Here is a 20,330-nt window from a genome sequence, read left to right as displayed (position 1 = left end):
TGGGCGCCGCGAGGGCGACCGGTCCGTACCGCACGACCCGCAGCCGGGGCGGGGCTGCGAGCACGGTCAGTCGCCGGGCTCGCCGATACGTCGGCGCAGCCGGTGCAGCCCCCGTCGGGCATGGCTCTTGACCGTGCCCAGCGGAATGCCGGTCCGCTCGGCGATCTGCGCCTGGGTGAGGTCCTCGTAGAAGGCGAGGCACAGCACTTCGCGCTGCGGGCCGGGGAGCCGGCTCAACTCGTCGGCGATCAGCACCCGGTCCAGCGCGCCGTCCGGTGAGGTGCCGTCGTGCGAAGTGCGCCGCGCGGGGGACCGGGCGGCGGCGGTGACGAGTTCACCGCGGCGACTGCGGGCGGCCAGCGCGTCCACGGTCTTGCGGCGGGCGATCCCCACCAACCAGGCACCGAGCGTGCCGCGTTCGGGCCGAAAGCCGCTGCGACCGCGCCAGGCCGCGAGGAACACCTGTTGTGTCACGTCCTCCGCCTCGCGGGCGTCCCCGAGCGTACGGGTCGCCAGCGTGTGCACCAGCGGTCCCCAGCGGCGGTAGATCGCGGCGAAGCACCGCTCGTCGCCGGCCAGGAGACCGCTGGCGAGCCGTTCGCACTCGCGGCTCTCCTCGACCGGTGGGCGCAGCGGTCCGACCGCCGCGGTCCGGCCGGTCGATCGGGCCAGTGATGTGGTGCTCATGCCGTCGCTCCCTCTGCCGGTCGGAGCCGGTACGTCTGCAACCGGCGCAGTCGCCCCACTCCGTTCACTGCGGGTCCGACCCGGGACGGCGGGGGGCGTCCCGGGGCGGGTGTCCCAGTGTTGGGTCCGGCAAACGACACCTTCAACATGCATCGTTTGTGCGTCGTATGATCCACCGATGGGAACGGACCTGGAGCGGACGGAGCAAGGCGGCCTCACCACGGGCGCGGTGGCACGGCGTTTCGGAGTCGCCCCCACCACCCTGCGCTCCTGGGACCGGCGGTACGGGATAGGGCCCGCCGCACACGTGGGCGGCAAGCACCGCCGCTGGACCGCCGGCGACATCGCCGTACTGGCCCGGATGTGCGATCTGACCAGTACGGGACTGCCCCCGGCCGAGGCCGCGCGGCTGGCCCGCACCACACCGGCAGCCGAAGGGGCGATGCACCCGACGACCGTGACCGGACCGCCCGCACAACGACGGAGCCCGCGGCGCGGAGCCCGTACGGGACTGCAACTCGGCGATGTGCGCCAGGAGTGCCGCGGCCTCGCACGGGCCGCACTCCGGCTCGACGCCGAAGCCGTGGACACCCTCCTCGCCGCAGCCATCGCCGACCACGGGCTCGTCACCGCCTGGAACGAGGTCGTCGTGCCCACACTGCTCGCCGTGGGCCGCAAGTGGGAGAGCTCGGGCGAACGGTACGTCGAGGTGGAGCACCTGCTCTCCTGGCATGTCTCCAGCGCGCTGCGCCGCGCCCACGCCGCTCCGCCCGTGCAGTCGGCGGGGCCGCCCGTACTGCTCGCCTGCGTACCGGGGGAGGGACACACGCTTCCGCTGGAGGCCCTGGCGGCGGCCCTCGCGGAACGGGGTTTCCCGGTGCGGATGTTCGGTGCGGCGCTGCCCGTCGAGGCACTGGACGGAGCGGTCCGCAGGATGGGCCCGGTGGCGGTGGTGCTGTGGGCCCAGTCCCGTACGACGGCGAGCCGACCTCTTGCCCAGCATGTCGCGGGCATCAGCTGGGGCGTGCGCGGCGCTCGCCGACAGCCGTTGGTGCTGGTCGCGGGGCCCGGGTGGGCGGGGGCTCCGGTGGCGGGGGCAGTGCGTCCGTTGACGTTGGAGGAGGCGATCGACGCCCTGGAGTCGGTGCGTTCGCGCTAGCCGACCCCGAGGGGAGTCGGCGCGCTCAGGAGTCGGGTCGCGCCGGACATCCAAAAGTCCGGAGCTACGGAAAGTCCGGACCCACGGAAAGTCCGGCTCCGCGGGGGCCAGGTCCTGCGGAAAGTCCGGCTCCGCAGAAAGTCCGCTCAGAAGTCCGCTCAGAAGTCGGTTCGGTAATCCGGTCAGTAGTCCGGTCAGAAGTCCGGTCGGGCCCGCAGCGGAGCCAGGGCGTCGGGCGCGGGTCCCCGGTGGAACGACCAGCCCGGGAAGCCGCCCCAGGCGATCGACTCCCTGAGGTACTCGACCAGAGTGGTCCCCGGGCGCCCCGCCACACCGTGGAGGACCGGGTCCGCGCACCGGTCCGGCAGCGCCACATCGTGCGAACCGCCGCTGACATTGGCCTTGTGGAGTTCGTCCGGTGCTACGACGAAGAAGAAGCCGTCCTCGTCCGGCTCCTCCTGGAACTCCTCCCACTCACACCGCAACAATGCGGCGTCGCACAGCCACAACGGGTCCGGGTACTCGGGACCGGGCGGCATCGTGGTGTGCCCGGGGCCGTGCTGGTAGTGGAGGTTGATCGCCGCCCAGTCGCCGAGGAAGGACACCCCACCCACCACCTGGAGGCACGCGGCGAGCGCCGCCGGCAGCCCGCCGATCTCCTCGTCGAGCTCGGCGACCGTGCGACGGTCGGCGTCCGTCGGCGGCCGGTGCAGTGCCCTGTCCACACCGACGAACCCGAGCTCGGGCAGTGTCGCGGCCAAGCGGGCCACATGGCCTGCGACCCGCTCCATGGTGACCGCGCACACCGCGGCCACGTCGTCGAGAAGATCGGCGGGTACCGGTCCGAGGGCGCGCAACTCCCGCCAGACCGCTTCGTGTTCACCGCTCGCATACCGCTGGAAGTAGGACGTCACGGACGCAGACTAGGACCCGTCGCTGACACGGCGACGACGGGGCCCACCACGGAACGATTCGGCACCCGCGGGGTCACCAGCGCAGACCCAGCAGACCCAGCAGAAACAGTGCGAGGACCAGTGCGGTGCTCACGACGGCCAGGGCCCCGATCAGCCGACGCCGTTCGCGTTGCCATCGCTCGTACCCCTCGTCCCCGTCCCCCGAGTTGGGTTCTCCCCGTGGTGAGTGCTGCTGGTCGACCCGCTCCGCCGCCCCGCCTCCGGTCTCGTCCCGCCCTGCACTCCCCGTGTCACCTGCCACAGCCGTACCGCCCTGCGGCCCGTGTACCGGGTCAGCGAGATCGCCAGTTGGGCGATCACCACCACCCACTCCGTCAGTGGCGCCCGGTCCGACGCGTGCCTCCTCCTGGCTGGGGAGGAACGGGCCGTCAGACCGTGGGTGGCGGCCCCGAAGGGCCGCCTGCACGTTCCTCTCCGACAAGTAGGGGGTCTGCGCCTCGACCCGCAGGGTGCGCCCTGTACCCGCCGCGGCGATCGGCAGCGAGCGGTACAGCGGGAACGAGGACGAGTCCTCCAGGTAGAAGGCCCGTATGGTCGGCAGGCACAGCTCGTGCAGCAGGGTGAAGAACGCGTCCGTGGCCTCCGGCCCCGGGCCGGACCGATAGACCACCCCTTCGATCAGGGGCGTACGTCGGGTGTGGCGGTCGAAGTCGTCGTCCAGGCCCACGTCGCCGCCCCGCAGGTACACCACGCGGTACAACAGCCACAGCCGCACGGCACCCCGATCGCGGAACTCGCGCCGGTAGACCACGTCCTCCGACACGGTCCCCCCTGCCGCGTCCGACAACAGGTGGTGCTGTTCGGCATCCACCAGGAAATCGGGGGCGACCACGATCCGGAACCCTGTCTTCACCGAGCGGGTGATGGCGAACGGCCAGGCAGCCCCGTGCTCGATGTGCTCCTCCTGTCCCATCACTCGCCTCCCGAACCCGGGTGCGAGCCGGGGTGGGACGCCTCGAACTCCGCCAGTCGCGCTTCGAACAGCGCGACGAGACCGGTGAGGGCGTCCTGCTCGGACCGTGCGTGCAACACCTGGTTGCGCAGGGCCGAGACATCCCGCTCGACCTGCTGCCCGTAGTCGTCGACCTTGCGGGACACGAAGTCCATGAACGGGCCAAGGAACTCCTGCTGGAGCAGGCGCATCGTCGGCTGATTGACGGATGCGGCACCCAACAGGACCTTCACCCGCGGCAGTCCCCCCTGGAGGGCGCGCACCCATGACAGCTTGCGGGTGTGCTGCTCCACCTCGACCGCCTTGCGGCCCGCCCGGTCCTCGGCGGCCAACCGTCGCACGTTCTGCTCGAACAGGTCGATCAACACCGCCATCAGGGGCACTTCGACATGAGTGGGACGGGGGAACCCGCCCTGCTTGACCATGTTGTCACCGTCGGGCAGGGCGAAACCCGCACCCAACGCGCTGACGGGGATGATCCGCAGGGCGCCCTTGGTGTCGTTCGCCGCCATCCGGTTCTCGTAGATCGTCTGGAAGTGGGGGTGCCGCAGCAACTGTTCCAGCACCTGGTTCACCGAGTGTCCCGCGGCCTCCACCAGATCCCACTTGGTGATCACGAAGTGCATCACGGCACTGCTGTGCTCCAGCCGGTTGAAGACGGGCAGCAGCTCCTGGATCAGGGTGTAGTCCCCTTCGAAGCACCGCTTGACCTTGGCCCCGTCCAGGAGGATCAGCAAGAACTCCGAGTCGTCGATGCGCTTCCAGACCCGCTGCCCCGCCTCGCTGGTGAGGGCGGAGTTGGTGAGGTGCTCACCGGCGAAGTCCATGTAGTTGATCGTGAAGGGGCTGAACACTTCATTGGTCGCGGTGCGGATGGCACAGGTGAAGTTCCACTCCGACACATCGGCGAGGATGGTCGGGTCGGGCCAACTGTCCGGGCTGATGATCTCCCCGTAGACCTCGTTGAGCCTCTTGCTCTGGTCCTGGGGGAGTCGGATGAAGAATCCGGTGTCGCTGCGTTGGAGGGCCAGCCGGTGGAAGAGGCTGGCGAGGTAGACGGTCTTGCCTGACTGGTGCGGGCCGAGAACGGTGACCGGAATGGCTGGCATGTGCTGCCTCACAGGAAACGCGCCGGTGACGTCGAGGGAGGTGCGGCCGGGGGAAGACCCTTGGCCTTCCCCCGGAGCTCCCCCCACGCCCAGTAGAGCCGTTCGTCGAGCGGCGCAACCGGTCTCAGTGCGGGTTCGCGCCGTCAGACCGCAGGGCCGGGCCGCGGATGGACCCGTATCCACGCCCGGGAGGTGAATTCCTTCTCCGGGATCTCGACGCGGACGCACTCGAAGGACCGCTCGTCCAGCCCGAGGTACGCGTGCGGGACCAGATCCCGGTACAGCGGGTCCGACCAGGCGACGGCCAGGTCGGCGCGGTCGGTCTCGCGCAGCGCCGTCCGCAGCGGTGCCGAATCCAGCACCCGGAAGAGCTCCACGACGGCCGTGCCGAGGAACCCACTGTGCCCTTCGCGGGTGAGGCCCTGGTGGAGGCTGGCGCGCATCCGGGTGGGCAGCAGGTCGTCGGGGCGGTTCGGGTCGCTGTTCGCGGCGTGGAGGGCGAACGTCAACCCGCGCAGCAGCCGATCGACGGTACGCGGCTCGTCCACGCCGACCGGCAGCACCAGCAGATAGCCGTCGCCGGACGCCTGCCGTCCACAGGTGTGCCAATCGATCCCGGATGCCGTGCAGGCCCCGCGCACGGCACGCCATAGATCCCGTTGGATGCGGGGCATCTGGGTGTCGTGCCGATGGCTGTACCGCTCCACGTCGACCGCGAACATCAGCCGCCGCAACCAGGGCAGTTGCGCCAAGCCGCCGGCCTCCGCGGTGTCGTCCGGGACCGGCTCCGGTACGTCGTGGCGCTCCGCGGCCAGGGAGAAGGGGAGGGCGGGACCGGGCGCGGCGAGGGGCCAGGCGTCCGCGACGGAGAGCTGGAACCGGACGCTCTCCCGGGTTCCCGCGGACGCTCCCACCGGACGGCCCAGCAGCGTGCGGCGGATCACCACCTCGGCCGTCAGCCGCCCCGACACCTCGGTCCGGTCGGGCTCAAGCCGCACCAGGACCTGCGCCCAGTGCCCATCGGGACGCAGTCCGCCCCGCGGCCGTTCGAAGACCCAGCGCAGCCGGTGGCCACCGCGGCCGAACACCGACGCCTGGGTGCCGTCGGGGAGCACCGTGCCCGAGGCGGGCGCTGGTTCAAGGGCCCGCGCCGACATGTCGTCCAACTCCACGCCCAGTTGAACGCTGGTGTAGGTCCTCGCACCGGTCAGGGGCGCGAGGTCGAAGGGGAAACAGAGCAGCACGTCCACCGGTGCGCCGTCGTCCTGGGGGCCGGCGATGCGGTAGACGAGGGGACGGACGAAGGTCACCGAGGCTTCGCGGTCCCGCGTGCGGTCGTCGCCCAGCAGCACGGAGTCCGTGTAGAGCCCGACCGTGGCGAGCACGTCGTCGAAGTCCTCCGGCCGCAGTTCGTCGTCCATGCGTCTCGATCCCCTTCTGTACGGTCCTGTGGTGCCATGGTTGACGGGCTGTTCGTTCAGTCGCCGAGGCCGAGGAGGACCGGTGACGCCCAGCGGGCGGGCGCATCGGGATACATCTCGGCCCAGGCCAGTTGCGCACGGCGCAGCGCGGCTGCCCGGCCGACGCTCTCGTGCAACCAGTGCTGGTGGAAGCGGTGTACGAGATCGAGGCTGTCCTCCTCGCGGATGGGCGCGAGCGAGAGGAGGACGGCGGTCGGGCCCCGCACCAGGAGGGCCCTGCCGAGGCCGATGACCCCGTCGGCCGTGATCCGTCCGAAGCCGCTCTCACAGGTGGTGAGGACGACCAGGTCCGCCCCGAGACGCAGTTCGGCGAGGTCGCGGGCGCGCAGCCGGCCGTCGTGGTCAGCGGTCCTGGCGAGGGCGACGAAGGAATCCAGGGGGCTCTGCGGGCCGTCGCCGTACACCCGGGTGTGGGTGGCGAGACAGAGCACCGAAGCGTCGTCGGCCAGCTCTCCCAGCCGGGCCGCGGTCGCGGCGGTGCCGCTGTGCACGGTGCTCGCGCCCTCCCCGTACAACTCGGCCACCCAGGGGAACGACTCCCGGGTCCACGGCAGCGGGGCCAGGCCGTCCGGCATGGGCTCGGGGTCGACGAAGGCCAACAGCCGTGGTGTGCGGGTCGAGCGCGCTTCCCTGCGGTCGAGCAGTCCGTCGAGGAGGGAGAGCGCGGGAAGGAGGGTCAGGGCGTGGCGCCGTACGAGCGGATGCCCCTCCCGGTCCGGCAGCGCGGCGAAGGGCACCTCGTACAGGACGCCGTGCGGAACGACCGCCACCGGTCGTTCGGGGTCGACCGGTAGCCGCTGGTCCTGGGCGGCCGGCCACAGCAGGTCACCGAGCCAGTGCAGTGCTTCCCGGACCTGTCGGGCGGAGGAGTGCTGGCCGGGCAGACCCGCGAGGCGGACCGTGCGGGCCGCCGCCGCGAGCCGATGGGCGGGTACCGGACGGACATCGGTGCTCAGGGTGCCGTCGGCCCCGACGGTCCAACGCGCCAGTCGGTCGCCGTGGAGGTGGTAGGCGACGACCGGAGTGCCGAGGCGGGCCACCAGCCGTCGCAGCCGCTCCTCGTTCAGCGGGGGCGGGGCGCCGAACACCCATCCGGAACCGTGGTCGTGGGGCGGGGAAGCATCCGTCCGGCCCAGGAGGTCGGCGAAGGCGCGGGCCCGACCCGCCTCGGCGGCCAGCAGCGCGGTCCCGGGTTCCCCGAGGTCGAGCAGGGCCGCCACCAGCCGCTCGTGGTAGGGCGCCGTGGTCTGTCCCTGCGCAATGCGTTCCTCGTCGGTGTCGAGCAGGGTCCGACTCCGTTCGAGCCGGTGGGTCTGTGCGAGGAGGGTGTGCAGGGTTCCCGTCACCAGGGGGCGCGCGAAGCGGCTGGCGCCGGGACGCTCCGGGTCGGGGGCGATGAGGGCGGTGCGCAGCCGAGCGGCATCGGTGAGCCGGTTGACCAACGCTGTTTCGTCCCGGGCGGCCGCATCGCAGACGGACTGGTGCTCCACGATCTGGAGGGCGCTGATGCGTTCCTGGTCCTGCTGGGTGGGCCGGGCGCCGATCATGGCCCGCCGATAGAGCGCGAGAGCGCGCCGCAACAAGGGGCGGGCCTCCGCATAGCGGCGGGCCAGGGTCAACCGCTGGCCCAGATCGCGCAGTTCGATGCGGTCGTGCCAGACGGCCCGGGCCTCGGGAGGCACCGGGTGGGCGGCGGTACGGGCGAGGACGGCGAACTCGGCGTCAGCCGGGGGAGATCCGGGGCCCATATCAGCCGGCGGAGCGTTCGGGGGTGCGATCAGCCCGATGGCCAGGTCGAGCGGGCGGAACAGCCGCAGCACGGCAAGGCCGTCGTTCCGTATCGCGCGATCGGCTGCGGTCAACCGCCAGCCTTCGGGATCGGGCGAGGGGTTCGGCCCGTCCGCGTGGGTGGTGAGGTCGAGGCGGGGGAGCGGCCCGCATCGGCCGCGCCAACGGCCGTGCAGAGCGCGGGGGGCGGGCAGTGGCGGCCCGGTCGGTGCTTCGGCCGTGGGCTCCGGCGGGTCCGTTTCGTCCACGGCGGTCGCGTCGAGATGTGCCCGAAGCCCGAGGCTCCCACCGGTGAACGGATCGAGTGCGGTCAACTCGATGGCCCCCGAGAGGCGATCGGCGGTGAGGACGAGCCGGGCCAGACCGGTTCCGGCACTGACCGGGAGGGAGAAGTCGGGCAGGAGCGCGGAGTGCTGGGGGATGTTCCAGACGGGGGCGTCGGTGCTCGTGTGCTCGGGCCCGTACCGCACGGTCAGCCGGGTGTCGTCCGTACCGCCCGTGGTGAAGGCGGCCCCGTCCGTGCAGTGGGCGATCCAGAACACCGACGACGGCAGGGTCGGGTCGCTGCTGTGGAGGGACATGGCGGGTGTGGTCGTCGCACGGCAGACGCGGGGCGGCGGGCCGAAGGAGACCTCGACGGGGTGGCCCGAGGACGGTTCACTGTGCCCCGCTGCACCTGCCACGCCTTCTGGTCCTTCGGCAGCCAGCGGGACGAGCCGGCCGGTGAAGGTACGGCCCCACGGAGCTTCGCCCTCCGTCGCAGGTGACTCCGGGAGGTTGGTGGCGGGCTCCAGCGCGGCCCGGATGCGTACGGCGTACGGCCAGGTGGCACCGCAATGCACGCTGAGCGCGTCCAGTCGAGCAGCCGCAGGGCCGGTGGGAGTCAACCAGCCGTCGAACGATCCGTCGGCGCCGTCGGAAGCGGTGAGCCTGGCCGATCCGTCCGGGCCCTGGGTCCACGATCCCGACCAGCGGCTTCGGCCCCGCCCCCGGCCCCAGTGGAGGAAGAGGTCACCGTCGTCCGTCAATGCGAGCCGCAGGGTACGAAGGCGTCGGCGCATCCGTTGCCCGCTCTCCTGCGGCCCGCTGATGACGTCCGCCGCGGCCAGTTCGGGCAGCCGGAACCCCCAGGGTTCGACGGTGGTACTGCCGTCGACGGGTCTCCAACCTCCCGCGGCAGATGGGCGGTCCCTCACTCGTCGCCGCCGATGGCGGCGTACTCCCGCAGTCGGGGCACGGAACGGATGATGAGCCTGCACCGCCCGAAGGAGATGACACCGGCATCGGCGAGTTCGTGCAGGGCGTGATGGACGCGACGCTCCTTCGCCCCGATGAAGCCGCCCCACTCCGCCTGGGTCAGCCCCGGTCTGACCCGTATCCCCTCGGTCTCACGCGTCCCGTACTGCTCGGCCAGGTTCAAAGCGGCCCGTGCCATCCGGGCGATCACCGGGCCGCTGACGAAGTCCTGGCGGCGGCGGGACGCGGTGCGCCCGCGGTGGGTCTGGTTGCGCATGACGGCCCGTGCGGCGGCCGGGTTCCCGGTGGCCCAGTGCAGCCATTCGTCCTGCGAGATCCGACGGGCGTGCAGCGACTGGGCGGCGGTGACGGTCGCGGACCGGGGCCCGCCGTCGAACGCCGCGGTCTCCCCGACGATGTCACCCGCGGCGCGCACATCGATGAGGACGGGTAAGCCGGAGGCGTCGGTGAGTGTCACCTTGGCGAAGCCGTCGAGCATCAGCAGGACGAAGGTGTCGCGTGCATGGGCCAAGAGCATCGTCTCTCCACGGGCATAGACCCGTGCGGTGCCGCAGCGTTCCAGTGCGAGGCGGGCTTCCAGACCGTCCGGCCCGCTGCGCGCCAACTCGTGCAGCAGGCTTCCCGGCGCCCAGTCCAAACCCTGAACCCGGTGCGCTGTCCGTCGATGCGTGCGTATTTCTCCAACGCTCACTGCCCGCCCCCCTGAGGCGTTGACGTTCGAGCACATTCAGCCAGAAGGGGGAGAGCCTGCACAAGATATGACGAGAGCTCACGGACATTGACCTTCCCGGCACCACGCCCCACAGGGTGCGGGTCGTGATCTACGGGTCGGGCGGGCGCGGCCCCCGGTGCCTGGTGGGGGCGGTCGTGCGCATCGTGTGCGCGGTGTTCGCCCGGCAGGCCGGGGGCGCGAGCGAGGGGCTCACGATCGGGGCCCGCGCGCCCCGGTTCGCGGGCCTCGGTTCGCGGGCCTCGGTGGTGGTGTGCCGGAGGGGCCGGGTCAGAGCGACAGGAAGCCCAGGACGACCGGAGCGACGGAGACGAGCATCAGCACACCGGGAGCCACGCTGCCCTTGGCGTCCTTGGCCCGGAAGTGGGTGATCACCGCACCGACGAAGTAGAGGAAGGCGCCGATGCCCGCAGCGATGCCGAGCGGGCGGTAGGCGATGCCGACGAGCAGGCCGACCGCCGCGGCGATCTCCAGCAGCGCGAGGGGAACGAACCAGCTCAGCGGCACACCGAGTCCGGTGATGGTCTCGGTGACCCGCTTCTCCCGGACCAGCTTGCCCCGCCCGGAACCGATGAGCATCAGGGCGAACAGGACGGCGACGACGACGTAGGCGATATACATGGGTGACCCCTATGGTTGAGCTAGAAATATCGTTGAACCATAACAATGATTGATGAGGTTCGGTAATAGGGGCCTGTTAGGGTATTCACATGGTGGCGCGCAAGGCAGAAGAGATGGCTGAAGGACTGGCGTTTCTGCTGGCCAGGCATGGTGCGATCGCCCAAGTCCTGCTGCGGAGCGCCCTCAGCTCCAGCGGGCTCACCCCGCGGCACATGATGACCTTGAAGCACCTCGACTCCGGCCCGGTGAGCCAGCAGGCATTGATCGACATGCTGGAGGTCGACCCCAGCGTGCTGGTGGCCGTCCTGAACGACCTGGAGCGCGAGGAACTGGCCCTCCGCCGCCGTGACCCGGCGGACCGCCGTCGTCACATCGTGGAGATCACGACCTCGGGCATTGCCGCTCTACGCAGGTCCGACGAGGTTCTCGCAGAGGTCGAGGGAGAGCTGTTCACTGACCTCTCCGAGCAGGAACGGAGCACCTTGCGTGCCCTCCTGACCAGGATCAACACATCGCCCGACCACCTTGCCTGCACCGAGGACTGAGCTCCCGGGACTGAGCTTCTGGGACTGAGCTCCCAGGGGCGGGCTCTCAGGGCCGGGCTCAGGCCCTGACCTGCGAGGCCGCCCCCGGGCGGCGCCCCGACCCCCTGGCCTGATCATCATGGGAAGGCTCCGAGGTCCCGGCACGGCTTCTCCGAGCCCGCCGCACGAAGCCCCACCGACCCCATGGGGGACCGGTGCATCTGGGCACCCCCGCGCCCCACCCGTCCCACCCCCGCGCCCCTTCATCCCGCCCCGACACACCGACCCGTCCGGCACTCCCACGCGCCCATCGGGGCGAAGCACCGCCAGGATCACCGTCGAACGGGCAGGCATCACCGCATCCAGACGGGCAGTTTCGGCCGAAGAGTCAGTGTCCTGCGCACTCGCCGCACCGAACGAAGCCGAACGAAGGGGGTATGCGTGATCGATACGCGGACGACACAGCCCATGCGGACACCACAGCCGAAGCCGGCACAGCCGCCACCCACGGCACCGACCGGCCACCATGGCACGGACGCCACCCACGGCGTGGACGGCCACCACGGCACGGACGACGGCCGTCCCCGGCGGGCCTCCGAGGCGGACCCGTTCACCCATCAAGAACTAGTCACCGCCGTCGAACGGGTCCTGGAACGCCATCTGAACGACCGCGTGGGCGAAGCCGCCCGCATCGACCCGGTCTTCGCCGAGCACATGGCCGCACGGCTCGCCGACTTCGTCCTGCGCGGCGGCAAACGGTTGCGTGCCGGATTCGTCTGGTGGGGCTGGCAGGCCGCGGGAGGCGAAGACAACCAGGCCGAAGCCGCTCTCCACATCGGAGCGGCCCTGGAACTCCTCCAAGGCTGTGCCCTGATCCACGACGACGTCATGGACGCCTCACCCGTCCGCAGGGGCGCACCCGCCGTCCACACCGACTTCACCGCCGTCCACGCACGCGCCCGGCTGCACGGATCGAGCACCGCCTATGGCACCACCGCCGCAGTGCTCTGTGGGGACCTCGCCCTGACCTGGGCCGATGACCTGGCGAGCGCCACCGCCCTGTCCTGTACCCACGGCAGTCGGCTGCACCAGGAATGGCGCGCCCTGCGCACCGAACTGATCGCCGGCCAGTATCTCGACGTCCACGGCCAGGCCAACCGCTCGACGGACCTCGCCCAAGCCGTCCGCATCGCCGGACTCAAGAGCGGCCTCTACACGGTCGAACGCCCCCTGGCCCTCGGTGCCGCACTCGCCGGCGCCGACGAAGCCACCACCTCCGCATTGCGCTCCGCCGGCCGCTGCGCCGGCATCGCCTTTCAACTGCGCGATGACCTCCTCGGCGTCTACGGCGAAACGGCCGTCACCGGCAAGCCCTCGGGCGATGACCTCCGGGACGCCAAACCCACCTATCTACGGGCCCTCGCCGTCCAACGGGCCGTCGCGGCCGGGGATCACCAGGCCGTACGGGCACTCACCCGCGCCCCCCACCCCGCATCCCCCCACCCCGCATCCCCCGACCCCGTACCGTCCGACTCCCCACTCTCCGATTCCGCGCCCTTCGACGAGGGGGAGTTGGACGCGCTGCGCGATGTCATCGAGCGCACCGGCGCCCGTAGCGCGGTCGAGGAACAGATCGAGCGCCTGGTGGAACTGAGCGTGCGCCATCTGCACGCCATCCCCCGCGCACCCCACACCCCCCACACCATCGACGCACTCACCCGGCTGATCGAACGCGCCGCCGCCGCCCCCACCGGCCCGCCCCCGACAGCCGACCGGCGCGCCGCACCCGCACGGCCCACGAACGACAGCCGCCCGGCAGCCACCGACGGAGGTCGGCCATGAAGACCGTCAGCGGAGCCACCGACCATGTCGTGGTCGTCGGAGCCGGACTGTCCGGGCTCGCCGCCGCACTCCACCTCCTCGGCGCCGGTCGACGGGTGACCGTCGTCGAACGCTCCCCGGAGCCCGGCGGCCGGGCCGGCCGCGACCGCATCGGCGGCTACCACCTCGACACCGGCCCGACCGTCCTCACCATGCCCGAACTCGCCGACGACGCCTTCGCCGCCGTCGGCGACAGCCTGGCCGACCGCCTCCACCTCACCGAACTCCACCCCGCGTACCGGGCCCGATTCGCCGACGGCACCCAACTCGACGTCCACACGGGCGCCGATGCCATGGAAGAGGAGATCCGTCGCTTCGCCGGACCCGCAGAAGCCGCCGGCTACCGTCGGCTGCGGCGCTGGCTGCACGACCTCTACCGGGCTCAGATGAATCGATTCATCGACACCAACTTCGACTCGCCCCTCCAACTCCTCCACCCCGACCTCGCCCGGCTCGCCGCCCTGCGCGCCTTCGGCACCCTCGACGCCCAGATCGGCCGCTTCCTCAACGACCCCCGTCTGCGCCGGGTCTTCTCCTTCCAAGCCCTCTACGCCGGAGTCCCGCCGGCCCGGGCCCTCGCCGCGTACGCCGTGATCGCCTACATGGACACCGTCGCAGGCGTCTACTTCCCGCGCGGCGGGATGCACGCCCTGCCTAGGGCGATGGCCGACTCGGCAGCGGACGCCGGGGCCGTCTTCCACTACGACAGCGAAGTGACGGGACTGCGCCGCTCGGGCAGCCGGATCACCGCCGTGGAGCTGGCCTCCGGAGGGGAACTGCCCTGCGACGCCGTCGTCCTCACCCCCGACCTCCCCATCGTCTACGGGCTGCTCGGAAAGGCCCCGCGCCGCCCGCTCCGGCTGCGCCACTCACCGTCCGCAGTGATCATCCACGCCGGCACCGATCGCACCTGGCCCGAACTCGCCCACCACACGCTCTCCTTCGGCCACGCCTGGGAACGCACCTTCGACGAACTCACCCGCACCGGACAGCTGATGAGCGACCCCTCCCTGCTGATCACCCGGCCCACCACCCACGATCCGTCCCTCGCCCCCGACGGCCGGCACCTCCACTACGTACTCGCACCCTGTCCCAACACCGACGTCGGGCCCTCGGCCGCCGACTGGCAGGGACTCGGCCCCCGCTACCGGGACCAACTCATCACCGAGTTGGAACACCGCGGACTCACCGGCTTCGGCGACTCCATCGAAGCCGAACGCCTCATCACACCCGCCGACTGGGCCGCCCAGGGCCACGCCGCAGGCACCCCCTTCTCGGCCGCGCACACCTTCGCGCAGACCGGCCCGTTCCGGCCGCGGAACCTGGTGCGCGGCATCGACAACGCTGTGCTCGCCGGCTGCGGCACCACCCCCGGAGTCGGCGTACCCACCGTCCTCATCTCCGGGAAGCTCGCCGCCGCCCGGATCACCGGACTGCCCCGCGCACCCCGAACCCGCACACTCCGAACCCGCGCACCCCGCCCGGCGCCCGGCACCACTCCCCGACCGGAAAGGCAGCTGCGATGACCCGGCGAGAACTCGATGCGGCAGGGATCACGGACCCGGAGCTGCGCGCCGACTACGCCCACTGCCGTCGGCTCAACGCCCACCACGGAAAGACCTACTTCCTGGCGACCCGACTCCTGCCAGTGGAACGCCGCTCCGCCGTCCATGCGCTCTACGGCTTCGCCCGCTGGGCCGACGACATCGTCGACGACCTCGACTCCCCGGCTCCCCCCGAGGAACGCGACCGCGCGCTCACCGCGCTGCAACGGCAACTCGTCACCGCCCTGCACGACGGTCACAGCGCCGAACCCGTCGTCCGGGCGCTGGCCGACACCGCCCGTACCCATGACATCGACGCCGGCCTCTTCACCGACTTCATGCACGCGATGCACAGTGACCTGCACATCACCCGCTATCCGACGTACGAAGACCTCCGCGGCTATATGCACGGCTCCGCCGCCGTCATCGGGCTCCAGATGCTCCCCGTCCTCGGCACGGTCGCACCGCGCGAGGAAGCCGCACCCCACGCCGCAGCCCTCGGCGTCGCCTTCCAGCTCAGCAACTTCATCCGGGACGTCGGCGAAGACCTCGACCGGGGACGCGTCTACCTCCCCGAAGACCTGCTCTCCGCCCATGACGTCGACCGCGACCTCCTCCTCTGGAGCCGCCGCACCGGCCGCGAAGACCCCCGCATCCGACGGGCCCTCATCGCGGCCTGCGTACTCAACCGGGACGTCTACCGGGAAGCCGAACCGGGAATCGACCTGCTCGACCCACGCGCCCGCCCCTGCATCCGCACCGCCTTCACCCTGTACGGGGGCATCCTGGACGCGGTCGCCGACGACGGGTACCGCGTGCTGCACCGCCGGGCCGTGGTTCCGCGCAGACGCCGGACGGCCGTGGCACTCGGTGGCCTCGCCGCCATCGCGGGCGCACGGCTGCGCACCCGACCGACGTCCGCCCGCCCCCCGCAGGCCACGCATGCAGAGGAAGCCGCCCCAGTGACCGAGCCCGTGAGGTGGAGCCGATGACCCCGCGCCGAACCTTCCCCCTCCGCACCGGGGGGCGCGTCCCCTGGGAAGAACAGGAACCCACCTGGCGGCAGGCGAAGCCCGCCCTGATCGACGCAGCGCTCAAACGGGCCACGGCCCGCCCCAGCGGCAACTGGTACGTCATCGGCGCGTCCCGGGACATCACGGCGGACCGCCCCTTCGGCCGGACCGTCGGCGGGATCGAGGTCGTCGTCTGGCGCTCCCGATCCGGTGAACTCACCGCGGGCCCCGGCGCCTGCCCCCACCTCGGCGCTCCGCTCAAGGACAGCCGGGTCTCCTGCGGCACCCTCGTCTGCCACTGGCACGGCCTCGCCCTCGACGGCTCCCCCTTCGCCGGCTGGGAGCCCTACCCCGCCCACGACGACGGGGTGTTGGCCTGGGTCAGGCTCGACGCACTCGGCGGCGAGGAACCCCTACCCGAACCGGTGATCCCACCGCGGCCCGCCGCAGCCACCGTCGACGCCGTCCTCACGACGGTGGGACGCTGCGAGCCCGAGGACATCGTCGCGAACCGGCTCGACCCCTGGCACGGCGCCTGGTTCCACCCGTACTCCTTCGTGGACCTGACCGTCGTCCAGGCCCCGGAAGGCCAGACCACCGAAGGAGAGGACGCGTTCGCCGTCGACGTCTCCTTCAAGGTGGCCGGTCGGCTCGTGGTCCCGGTCCGGGCCGTCTTCACCGCACCCGAACCGCGCACGGTGGTCATGCACATCACCGAGGGGGAGGGCGCCACCTCGGTCGTCGAGACCCACGCCACCCCCCTCGCGCCCGACGCCCACGGCACTCCGCGCACCGCGGTCGTGGAAGCGGTGGTGGCCACGTCCGACCGCCCCGGCTTCGCCGCCGCCCGGGCCGCGGCACCCGCACTGCGCCCCCTGATGCGCTGGGCCGCGGGACGCCTCTGGCGGGACGACCTCGCCTACGCCGAACGGCGCTGGCTGCTGCGGAGCACGGGCCGCTTCCCGGGCTGAGCCACCCACGGCCCGGACCCCGCCAGCCGCCGCCGGCACCTCACCCCAGCGCGGCCAGCGCCCGCAACACGGCCGACCGCCCGGTGAGCGGCACCGTCCACAGCGGATGCCCGCGCACGCCCCACCGCTCCAGCAGGGCGTTCGCCGCCAGGAAACCGGTCGTCGCCGCCCGCTCCATCAGCGCCACCGGCAGATCCGTCCGCACCGCGTCACCCGCCACCATCACTCCGGCGTGCGGGGTGCGGACGGTCGGCCGGGCCCGGAACCCGCCGACCGGGAACAACGGACAGTCCGCCCGCCACTCATGGCGGGCATCGACGACCCGGGCGTCCCGCGTCTCCGGATACACCTCGTGGAGCTGCGCCGACAACCGCTTCTCCACCAGGGCCCGGTCCGCGTCCTCGGCGACCGCGTACCCGTGCAACTCCACCACCGACCCACCGGTCCTGGCCGCCCAGCGGGCCGCCTGCCCCTCCCAGCGGTCGAGCACGCTGACATTGTCCAGACCGTCGTACCCGCTGGTCCCGAGGAACCCCGGCCGCTCCGCGCGCACCGGCCGGTCCAGCCAGAGCCGCGAGACCACGAACGGCGGAGCCGTGCGCAGCGCGTCGATGTTCTCCCGCCAACCGGCGTCCCCCAGCAGCGGTGAAGCGGCGACCAGCCGGCGCAGCCCGCCCGGGTCGAGCGCCAACACCACCGCGTCGTACCGCTCGGACCGGCCCCCGGACGTCACCCAGAGGTCGCCGTCCGGGTGACGTCCGGGGCGGACCTCCTCCACCGGTGAGCCCTTGTGCACCCGCACACCGAGCCGGGTCAGATACTCCTCCAGCGGATCCCACAGGGCCTCGGGATACGGCTCGCGCGGCACGTCGAACAGCAGCCCCTCGGACGAGCCGAGGAAGTAGATGTGGAACATCACCAGCAGTTCGGCCGCCGACAACTGACTCGGGTCCGCGAAGAAGCTCCGCGAGAACACCTCGAACGCCAGGTGGTGCGCGGCCTCCGGGAAGCGGATCGCGTGCAGGAAGTCCCGGGCGCTGACCCCGTCGAACCGTTCGTACACCTGGGGCACCCGGACATCGAGCAGTGGCAGCGCCGCCTTTGGGTCCATCCGTGCCAGGTCCCGCCATCCGAACGTGGGGCTGAGCGCCACAAAGCCCAGCGCGCTCCACGGCGGGGTGCGCGGCACCCGGGCGAAGCTGTCGGTGAGCCCGTCGCGGTGGCGCAGCGGATAGTCCGGCAGCCCGGTGAGCACCTCCAAGGACGGGTCGGCGCGCCGCAGCAGTCCGCGGAGGTTGTAGTACTGGCGGAAGAAGGCGTGGAAGCCGCGGCTCATGGTCACCGTGGAGCCGTCGGCCAGCTTCTCCTGCCAGCCCGCGAGGCGTCCCCCGAGGACGGGTTCGCTCTCGTGGAGCGTCACGCGCACCCCGCGTTCGGCGAGGGCGACCGCTGCCGCAAGGCCCGCGATACCGCCCCCGACGACCGCAGTGCGCGGCCCCGGTCCCGTACAGCCGTCCCGGCCGGGTGCCGGCATCAGCACCCGGGCCCTGCGGTCCCTGCCCCGCCGGGGGGTGCCGTTCCCGGGCCGGCTCACGCCGTGGCCCCGGCCGGCCGGAGCGCATCACGGCGGGCGATGAAGGTGTGGACGACTCCGGTGCTCCACCCCGGCATCGGCACGCTCCGCACCCCGCCCCAGCCGCCGCGCACGAGCCTGGCGGTCAACTCCGGTGCGGTGTCGAAGGCCAGCACGCTGTGCCACAGATGGTGGTAGAGGTCGCGGTCGCCGGTGAGCGTCCCGGCCGGAATGATCACGGTCCGGCACAGTGCCGTCCACAGGGCCCGGTGGAGGGCCCGTCCGCTGAGGCTGTACTCGTGGACGGCCAGCCGGCCGCCGGGCCGCAACAGCGCCTGGACCGACGCGAGGACACCGTCCACATCCGTCACATTGCGCAGCAGATAGGCGGCGAACACCGCGTCGTACGCACCCGTCCCCCCGGTCTCGCGCAGGGCCAGTTCCTCCGCCGACGCATGGACGAAAGTCACCCGCGACGGCCAGGACTTCGCCGCCGCTCGTTCCAACATGCCCGCCGAGGCGTCCACGGCGGTGATCTCGGCGCGGGGCGCGGCCCGCAGCAACGCCGCCGTGGAGGCCCCCGTCCCGCAGCCGAGGTCCAACAGCCTCAACCCGGCCCCGCCGTCGGGCAGTTGGAGTCGCCGGGCCGAGCGCCTCAGATCGGCGTGGTAGCCCGGGTTCATCGCCACCAGACGGTCATAGCTGTCGGCGGCGCGGTCAAAGGCGTGGGCGAGGTCCTGGTCCCGCAGGAGTGTCATCAGTGCCTTCCTCGACGAAGGGTGGAGTCCGCCCCTTCCCGTGCGCGGCGGTGCGCCGCAGCAGCGGCAGTTCCAGCGCGGTACGGAGCATGGGGCGTACGGGAGTGGTGAAGCCGATCCGGACGTCCTCCCACAGCCGGGTGCGGCCGTCGAGGAAACGCAGCAGCCGATCCGGTGGCGTGTGGCGAAAGAGGCCGGTGAAGAAGTCGGGGCCGTCGATCCGGCCGGTGTCCAGAGCCCGCAGCAGTACGGCGTCCATGGCCAGCGCCCGGCGCGGATGGGGGGCGGGGGCGCTGCCGACCCCGCCGCCGCGCAGTTCGGCGGCGATCCTGCGGCTCTGCCGCTGCACGGCCGCGAACGTGTACCCGGTGGCCGGTCGGGTCGCGCCGCCCGCCGCACCGATGCGGAAGGAAGCGGGCCCCGCCCGGCGGGGGAAGCGTGCGTCCGTCATCGCGATCACCCCCTCCTCGGCGCTGCGCACCAGGATCGGCCCGAGGCCGAGCACCTCCCGCGTGTACAGCTCCAACGCGGACTCGTACGCCTGCCGGGACAGCGGAGCGCGGGAGAACTCGGTGTACTCCACCAGGGCGTCCTGGGGACCGAGCGGCAGGACGTAACCGAAGGCGAGCCCATGGCGGGGCTGGGGCACGCGGAAGTCCATCAACTCGACGACGCCCGGATCGAAGGCCGGTTCGTCGGTGCGCACGAACCAGCCGCGGAAGTGCTGGAGCAGGGTGGTGCGGGCCGGTGGGCGCACTGCAGGAGGGCGGGAGTCGTAGAGGGACTGTCCGCGTACGGTCAACTCGGTCCCGTCGACGGTGGTGCAACGGACCTCCGCGCCCTGTGTCACCCGTCGCACCTCATGGGCGGTCGCTTCCACCCGGCGCACCCCCGAGGTGCTGCCGAACCGCTCTGTGACCACTTCTTCGAGCCGGGCGGACGGGACCATCTTGTAGCGCAGGGCGTCCAAGCGGCGTTCGATCCGCTCGCCGTCCGGGCCGTGGACGCGCAACCGCCGCCAGGACGCCACCACGGCGTCCTCGAACTCCCCCTCGCCCTCTTCCCAGAAGCACCAGGTGCGATCGGGCGGCCGTAGCGGGCCCTCGGGCGCCTCGACCAGGACGATCGAGAGCCGTTTGCCGCCGGGCGCGGTGAGCGCGTGGGCCAGACAGAGCCCGGCCGCTCCGGCACCGACGATCACCACATCGGCCGCGATCAGCTCCTGAGTCACTTCGGCTCCTTCCTGGCTCTGTCGTGATCAGCCCTGGTTCCACATTCGGCGGTGGGACTGCGGTGGCACGCGTGCGG

The 20,330-nt window shown here is 71.9% G+C and carries 17 protein-coding genes; 6 read left to right on the top strand and 11 right to left on the bottom strand.

Annotated features, from left to right (window positions below; all coding sequences use genetic code 11):
* Positions 1-66: 66 nt before the first annotated feature.
* On the bottom strand, positions 67-687 hold the full coding sequence (locus ABZ348_RS07525) for a sigma-70 family RNA polymerase sigma factor (protein ID WP_358930320.1): 621 nt from the start codon (positions 685-687) through the stop codon (positions 67-69).
* Positions 688-865: 178 nt separating this feature from the next.
* On the opposite strand from ABZ348_RS07525, the gene ABZ348_RS07520 reads away from it, so the two are divergent.
* Positions 866-1,846, top strand: coding sequence for a MerR family transcriptional regulator (locus ABZ348_RS07520; RefSeq protein WP_358930318.1), 981 nt, complete (start codon positions 866-868; stop codon positions 1,844-1,846).
* A gap of 194 nt (positions 1,847-2,040) precedes the next feature.
* Here the strand turns inward: ABZ348_RS07520 and ABZ348_RS07515 are convergent, their stop codons facing one another.
* From ABZ348_RS07515 to ABZ348_RS07485, 7 genes are all read right to left on the bottom strand, one after another.
* Positions 2,041-2,760 (bottom strand): hypothetical protein, encoded by a 720-nt coding sequence (locus ABZ348_RS07515; RefSeq protein ID WP_358930316.1) that lies wholly within the window; start codon positions 2,758-2,760, stop codon positions 2,041-2,043.
* Between the two features lie 73 nt (positions 2,761-2,833).
* Positions 2,834-3,733 (bottom strand): hypothetical protein, encoded by a 900-nt coding sequence (locus tag ABZ348_RS07510; RefSeq protein ID WP_358930315.1) that lies wholly within the window; start codon positions 3,731-3,733, stop codon positions 2,834-2,836.
* Complete coding sequence (locus tag ABZ348_RS07505; protein WP_358930313.1) at positions 3,733-4,881, bottom strand: hypothetical protein; 1,149 nt, start codon at positions 4,879-4,881, stop codon at positions 3,733-3,735. Before ABZ348_RS07505 ends, ABZ348_RS07510 begins: the two co-directional genes overlap by 1 nt.
* 143 nt (positions 4,882-5,024) lie before the next feature.
* Complete coding sequence (locus tag ABZ348_RS07500; RefSeq protein WP_358930311.1) at positions 5,025-6,302, bottom strand: hypothetical protein; 1,278 nt, start codon at positions 6,300-6,302, stop codon at positions 5,025-5,027.
* A gap of 56 nt (positions 6,303-6,358) precedes the next feature.
* Complete coding sequence (locus ABZ348_RS07495) at positions 6,359-9,346, bottom strand: CHAT domain-containing protein (protein ID WP_358930309.1); 2,988 nt, start codon at positions 9,344-9,346, stop codon at positions 6,359-6,361.
* The gene (locus ABZ348_RS07490) at positions 9,343-10,044 is read right to left on the bottom strand and encodes a Crp/Fnr family transcriptional regulator (protein ID WP_358930307.1); all 702 of its coding nucleotides are present in this window, start codon (positions 10,042-10,044) and stop codon (positions 9,343-9,345) included. The genes ABZ348_RS07495 and ABZ348_RS07490 overlap by 4 nt, the downstream gene beginning before the upstream one ends.
* Before the next feature lie 363 nt (positions 10,045-10,407).
* A complete protein-coding gene (locus ABZ348_RS07485; protein ID WP_358930305.1) occupies positions 10,408-10,758 on the bottom strand; it encodes a DoxX family protein in 351 nt (116 codons plus the stop codon).
* 89 nt (positions 10,759-10,847) lie between these two features.
* Here ABZ348_RS07485 and ABZ348_RS07480 point away from each other — a divergent pair, with 89 nt between their 5' ends.
* The 5 genes from ABZ348_RS07480 to ABZ348_RS07460 all read left to right on the top strand — a co-directional run bounded on the left by ABZ348_RS07480 (position 10,848) and on the right by ABZ348_RS07460 (position 16,691).
* The gene (locus ABZ348_RS07480) at positions 10,848-11,303 is read left to right on the top strand and encodes a MarR family winged helix-turn-helix transcriptional regulator (RefSeq protein WP_358930304.1); all 456 of its coding nucleotides are present in this window, start codon (positions 10,848-10,850) and stop codon (positions 11,301-11,303) included.
* A gap of 420 nt (positions 11,304-11,723) precedes the next feature.
* Entirely contained in the window at positions 11,724-13,124 is a 1,401-nt protein-coding gene (locus ABZ348_RS07475; RefSeq protein WP_358930302.1) for a polyprenyl synthetase family protein, read from the top strand.
* A complete protein-coding gene (crtI, locus tag ABZ348_RS07470; protein ID WP_358930300.1) occupies positions 13,121-14,689 on the top strand; it encodes a phytoene desaturase family protein in 1,569 nt (522 codons plus the stop codon). Before ABZ348_RS07475 ends, crtI begins: the two co-directional genes overlap by 4 nt.
* Positions 14,686-15,699 carry a phytoene/squalene synthase family protein gene (locus ABZ348_RS07465; protein WP_358930298.1) on the top strand — a complete coding sequence of 338 codons (1,014 nt, stop codon included), beginning with the start codon at positions 14,686-14,688 and terminating at the stop codon, positions 15,697-15,699. Before crtI ends, ABZ348_RS07465 begins: the two co-directional genes overlap by 4 nt.
* Entirely contained in the window at positions 15,696-16,691 is a 996-nt protein-coding gene (locus ABZ348_RS07460) for a DUF5914 domain-containing protein (protein WP_358930296.1), read from the top strand. The genes ABZ348_RS07465 and ABZ348_RS07460 overlap by 4 nt, the downstream gene beginning before the upstream one ends.
* A 40-nt stretch (positions 16,692-16,731) precedes the next feature.
* On the opposite strand, the gene ABZ348_RS07455 is transcribed toward ABZ348_RS07460, so the two are convergent.
* The 3 genes from ABZ348_RS07455 to ABZ348_RS07445 are packed head-to-tail and all read right to left on the bottom strand — an operon-like array spanning position 16,732 to position 20,253.
* A complete protein-coding gene (locus ABZ348_RS07455; protein WP_358930459.1) occupies positions 16,732-18,225 on the bottom strand; it encodes an FAD-dependent oxidoreductase in 1,494 nt (497 codons plus the stop codon).
* A 56-nt stretch (positions 18,226-18,281) separates the two neighbouring features.
* Complete coding sequence (locus tag ABZ348_RS07450) at positions 18,282-19,022, bottom strand: class I SAM-dependent methyltransferase (RefSeq protein WP_358930294.1); 741 nt, start codon at positions 19,020-19,022, stop codon at positions 18,282-18,284.
* Positions 18,982-20,253 (bottom strand): lycopene cyclase family protein, encoded by a 1,272-nt coding sequence (locus tag ABZ348_RS07445; RefSeq protein WP_358930293.1) that lies wholly within the window; start codon positions 20,251-20,253, stop codon positions 18,982-18,984. Before ABZ348_RS07445 ends, ABZ348_RS07450 begins: the two co-directional genes overlap by 41 nt.
* Positions 20,254-20,330: the final 77 nt, after the last annotated feature.

The organism is Streptomyces sp. NPDC005963 (assembly GCF_040638655.1).
Lineage (GTDB): Bacteria > Actinomycetota > Actinomycetes > Streptomycetales > Streptomycetaceae > Streptomyces.
This window is presented reverse-complemented; position numbering and strand designations above follow the sequence as displayed.

What these genes read in the sequence shown, in the direction of transcription:
- ABZ348_RS07525 (WP_358930320.1), bottom strand. Translation starts at nt 687, where the DNA reads ATGAGCACCACATCACTGGCCCGATCGACCGGCCGGACCGCGGCGGTC.
- ABZ348_RS07520 (WP_358930318.1), top strand. Translation starts at nt 866, where the DNA reads ATGGGAACGGACCTGGAGCGGACGGAGCAAGGCGGCCTCACCACGGGC.
- ABZ348_RS07510 (WP_358930315.1), bottom strand. Translation starts at nt 3,733, where the DNA reads ATGGGACAGGAGGAGCACATCGAGCACGGGGCTGCCTGGCCGTTCGCC.
- ABZ348_RS07505 (WP_358930313.1), bottom strand. Translation starts at nt 4,881, where the DNA reads ATGCCAGCCATTCCGGTCACCGTTCTCGGCCCGCACCAGTCAGGCAAG.
- ABZ348_RS07500 (WP_358930311.1), bottom strand. Translation starts at nt 6,302, where the DNA reads ATGGACGACGAACTGCGGCCGGAGGACTTCGACGACGTGCTCGCCACG.
- ABZ348_RS07485 (WP_358930305.1), bottom strand. Translation starts at nt 10,758, where the DNA reads ATGTATATCGCCTACGTCGTCGTCGCCGTCCTGTTCGCCCTGATGCTC.
- ABZ348_RS07480 (WP_358930304.1), top strand. Translation starts at nt 10,848, where the DNA reads ATGGTGGCGCGCAAGGCAGAAGAGATGGCTGAAGGACTGGCGTTTCTG.
- crtI (WP_358930300.1), top strand. Translation starts at nt 13,121, where the DNA reads ATGAAGACCGTCAGCGGAGCCACCGACCATGTCGTGGTCGTCGGAGCC.
- ABZ348_RS07465 (WP_358930298.1), top strand. Translation starts at nt 14,686, where the DNA reads ATGACCCGGCGAGAACTCGATGCGGCAGGGATCACGGACCCGGAGCTG.
- ABZ348_RS07460 (WP_358930296.1), top strand. Translation starts at nt 15,696, where the DNA reads ATGACCCCGCGCCGAACCTTCCCCCTCCGCACCGGGGGGCGCGTCCCC.
- ABZ348_RS07455 (WP_358930459.1), bottom strand. Translation starts at nt 18,225, where the DNA reads ATGCCGGCACCCGGCCGGGACGGCTGTACGGGACCGGGGCCGCGCACT.
- ABZ348_RS07450 (WP_358930294.1), bottom strand. Translation starts at nt 19,022, where the DNA reads ATGACACTCCTGCGGGACCAGGACCTCGCCCACGCCTTTGACCGCGCC.